Source organism: Myxacorys chilensis (genome assembly GCF_059505265.1).
The window spans coordinates 1-3,322 of record NZ_JCACKG010000201.1 but is presented as its reverse complement, the minus strand read 5'-3'; the positions used below and the strand labels follow the sequence as shown (position 1 = coordinate 3,322).

Annotated in this window: 2 protein-coding genes; both read right to left on the bottom strand. The window is 72.7% G+C overall.

The window, feature by feature from the left end:
- On the bottom strand, positions 1–1,063 hold a 1,063-nt coding region (locus AC5JLB_RS18750; RefSeq protein WP_495875344.1), incomplete at its 3' end, for a hypothetical protein.
- 61 nt (positions 1,064–1,124) lie between these two features.
- On the bottom strand, positions 1,125–3,158 hold the full coding sequence (locus tag AC5JLB_RS18745) for a caspase family protein (RefSeq protein WP_495875343.1): 2,034 nt from the start codon (positions 3,156–3,158) through the stop codon (positions 1,125–1,127).
- Positions 3,159–3,322 lie beyond the last annotated feature (164 nt).

Sequence of the window (3,322 nt, the reverse complement as noted above, 5' to 3'; positions counted from 1 at the left end):
CGCGGTCCATCCCGATCCGGTCGAAGACCGACAGGAAGTCCTCCCGCGCCTCCCCCGCGAAGCCCCGCCCGCGCAACGCGGCCTCGATGTCGCCCGCGACCTTCTCCCAGCCGCCGTTGAAGGGCGCCCGCCCGTGGAAGAAGGTCCAGCCGGTCGGCTGGTCCCCGGTCAGCCGGATCTCCGCCTCCGGCCGGGGCGCGAGGCGCGAGACCGGGTAGATCGGCAGGTAGGTCCCCGCGCAGGACAGCGCCCAGGCCCTGAGCGCCTCCCCCGCCGACAGGAGGCCCCCCGCTGCGCGCGCGGGGCGGTTGAGCGGCAGGCCCAGCGCCTCGCAGATCGCCTGCGCGACGGGGAAGTCGGCCTCCCGGTGCGGGTGCGAGGTCACCTCCAGCCCCGGGGGCGTCCCGCCCGCGAGCAGGAGCCCCAGCACCACCCGCGAATCGTAGCCGCCCGAGAGCATGAGCCTGAGCCCCCCCGGCGCCGCCTCCGCCAGCGCCCGCAGGGCTCCCGCCGTCCGCTCCAGCATCGAGAGCAGCGTCTCCTCGTAGCTTCCCCGCAGACCGAAGGCGTCGAGGAAGGGCCGGTCGCGGACCTCCACTACGCCGCGCTCCAGATCCACGAGAAGATCGGAGGTGGCGGGGATCATCTCGATCCCCTCGATCATCGTCCGGTGCGACAGGAGCTGCTCGCCGACATGGGTCCCGCCCTTCAGGTGGAACCCCATCACTGCCGGCGGGTGCAGCGCGAGCCGCCTCCGCCGCGCGACCTGCGAGGCCAGGAGCAAGAAGGAGTTGGACACCGCCCAGAACCCGTCCCGGTCGAACAGGTAGAGCGCGTCCTGCCCCGTCGCATCGGCGCGGATCAGGAGCCGCTCCCCCTGCCGCATCACCGCCGAGAACCGCCCCTCGCGCGGCACCGCCCCAGGGGTCCCCGCCAGGTACTCGGCCAGACCCTCGCTGCCGAAGACCACCGCGTCCTCGAACACCGCGTGGCCGTAAAGCTCCGACCGGACGAGGCCGGGCGCCGAATCGGCATCGAGGTAGAAGCAGTTCTCGGGCAGCATTTCGCCGGCTCCGTCCCAAGCCCCGCGCGAGCCTAGCCCGGAGCCGGCGCCCGGGCGAGCCTCACCCGTTCCCGCGCACCCAGTCTTCGGCCCGCGCCCGCGCCGCCGCGACCCGGTCCTCCGGCAGCCCCAGTCCCGCCAGCCGCGCCTCGGCCGCCTCCACCTCGTCGGCCTTCCTTGGGTCCCCCATCAGCGTCGCCACCGCCAGGTGGAAGGCCGCCTCGTCGCGGTCGGGCGCCACGCCGCGCCCATCCGCATACATCCCCGCCAGGGCGATCCGTGCCGGCACCGAGCCGCTGTCGATGGCCCTCTCGAACAGCTCCACGGCCAGGGCGTCGTCCCGCTCCACCACCTCGCCGTCGCGGTAGAGCCGCCCCAGGTTGAACGGCGAATAGGCGTTTCCGAGTTCCGTCGCCCGAGTCAGCCAGGCGATGCCCTGCTCCACGTCCCGCTCCACCAGCTCCCCCGCGATGTAGAGCTGGCCCAGGTTGTTCATCGCATTGGTGTGGCCGAGCTCGGCCGCGATCCGGTAGAGTCGGATCGCCTCGGCGATGTCCTGCCCAGGCCCCCGCCCGTCCTCGCCCGGGCCGCTGCGGTAGAGATTGGCGAGCGCGTCGAGCGCGTTGGGCCAGCCGTTCTGCGCGGCGAGGCGAAACCACAGGGCCGCCTCGTCGGTGTCGCGCTCCACCCCCCAGCCGCGCTGGAAAAAGGTGCCGATGTTGGTCCGCGCCCTCGGGTTCCCCAAGTCCGCCGCCCGCCGATAGAGCCTGAGCGCCTCCGCATAGTTGCGCTCGCGCCCCTGCGCCGCGCTGTGGAGGTAGCCCAGGTTCACAAGCGCCGCGCTGTAGTCCATCGAGCCCGCGACCCGGTAGAACCCTTCGGCCTCCTCGAAGCGCCCCTGGATATCGAGGATGCGCCCCATCTGGTGAAGGAGCCGCGGGTTCGTCGGGTCCTCGGCCAGCGCCGCCGCGCATTCGCGGATCGCCACGCGGGTGTTGACGAGGCCCCAGCGCACCCCGTCGGTGATACGGCGCGGATCGTCGGGGTCGCCCGCCGCGACGTCGCAGTTGGTGATGACCGCCGTCAGGCTCTCGGGCACCGCCCCCTGCGCCTCGGGCACGAACTGCACGAGCTCAAGCCCCCTGACCTGCGCCCCCTCCGCCTCCAGCGTCGCCGCGGCCGAGCGCGCCGTCTCGGCCATGTCGGAATCGGGGAAGTGCCGCAGGAAGGCCGCGAAGTCCTCGGCCACGCGGCTTTCCTCGATCTCGGCCCACCAGAGCTTCTCGATCGCCGGCCTGATACCCTCGAGCGTCAGCTCCCCCAGGTCCAGCTCCACCGGCGCGTCCCCCGTGGGCGGGCGGAAGAAGAACTCCCGCTCGATGGAGGCCGAGATGAAGGGCCGCTGCTGCCCGTCCGTCCAGATGCGCACCGACCGCCTCACCGAGCGGAACACGTCGAGGATGTCCTTGCCCTCGCGGTCGAGCTCGCTCACCAGGGCGCCCGTGTAGGGGCTGTTGGGGCCACCCCCGTCGAAGGCCACCTCGCCCGCCTGCGTGGCGAAGCCGATCAGCGTCTCGCCCGAGGCGCTCTCCATCGAGGCGAGGCCCCGGCCGATCTCGCCCTCGGGCGCGTAGGGGTTGTCGCGGCAGGCGTCGAGGATGAAGATGCCGAACTCGATCCCCCGATCGTGGAAGCGGTCGAGGAGCTCCGAGGCCGAGACGCTTGCCGCCTCGATCGTCTCGATGGGGCCGGGCTCCACATCGACCGGCAGGAGGTAGTTGCGCCCCTCCGCCTGGATCGCATGGCCCGCGTAGTAGAAGAGCCCCACCGACGTCTCGGGCAGCCCCGCGAGGAACTCCTCGACGGCCGCCTCGAACTCCGCCCCGGTGGCGTTCTCGATCAGCGTCGTCTCGAAGCCGGTCTCGAGCAGCACCGCCGCCATGGCGCGGGCGTCGTTCACGGGGTTCCTCAGCTCCCCCAGCTCGTAGTCGGCATTGCCCACGACGAGCGCGAAGCGCGGCTCGTCCTGGGCCGGAGCAGGGGAGGCGGCCAGCAGGGCCGCGGCGGCGAGGGGTAGGAGGGAGAAGCGTGCCATGACCGGCGCTCCTTGCAAGAGGCGGGACTGCGGACGAAGTCTCGCGCCGAGGACCGCCCTCTGGCAAGGCTCAAAGCCCCTGCCGCATCCGCAGCATCCGTCCCAGCGCCGCCAGCAGGCCCGCCGCCTCCGCCGCCCCGTCGGCCGCCGAGATCCGCGCCATC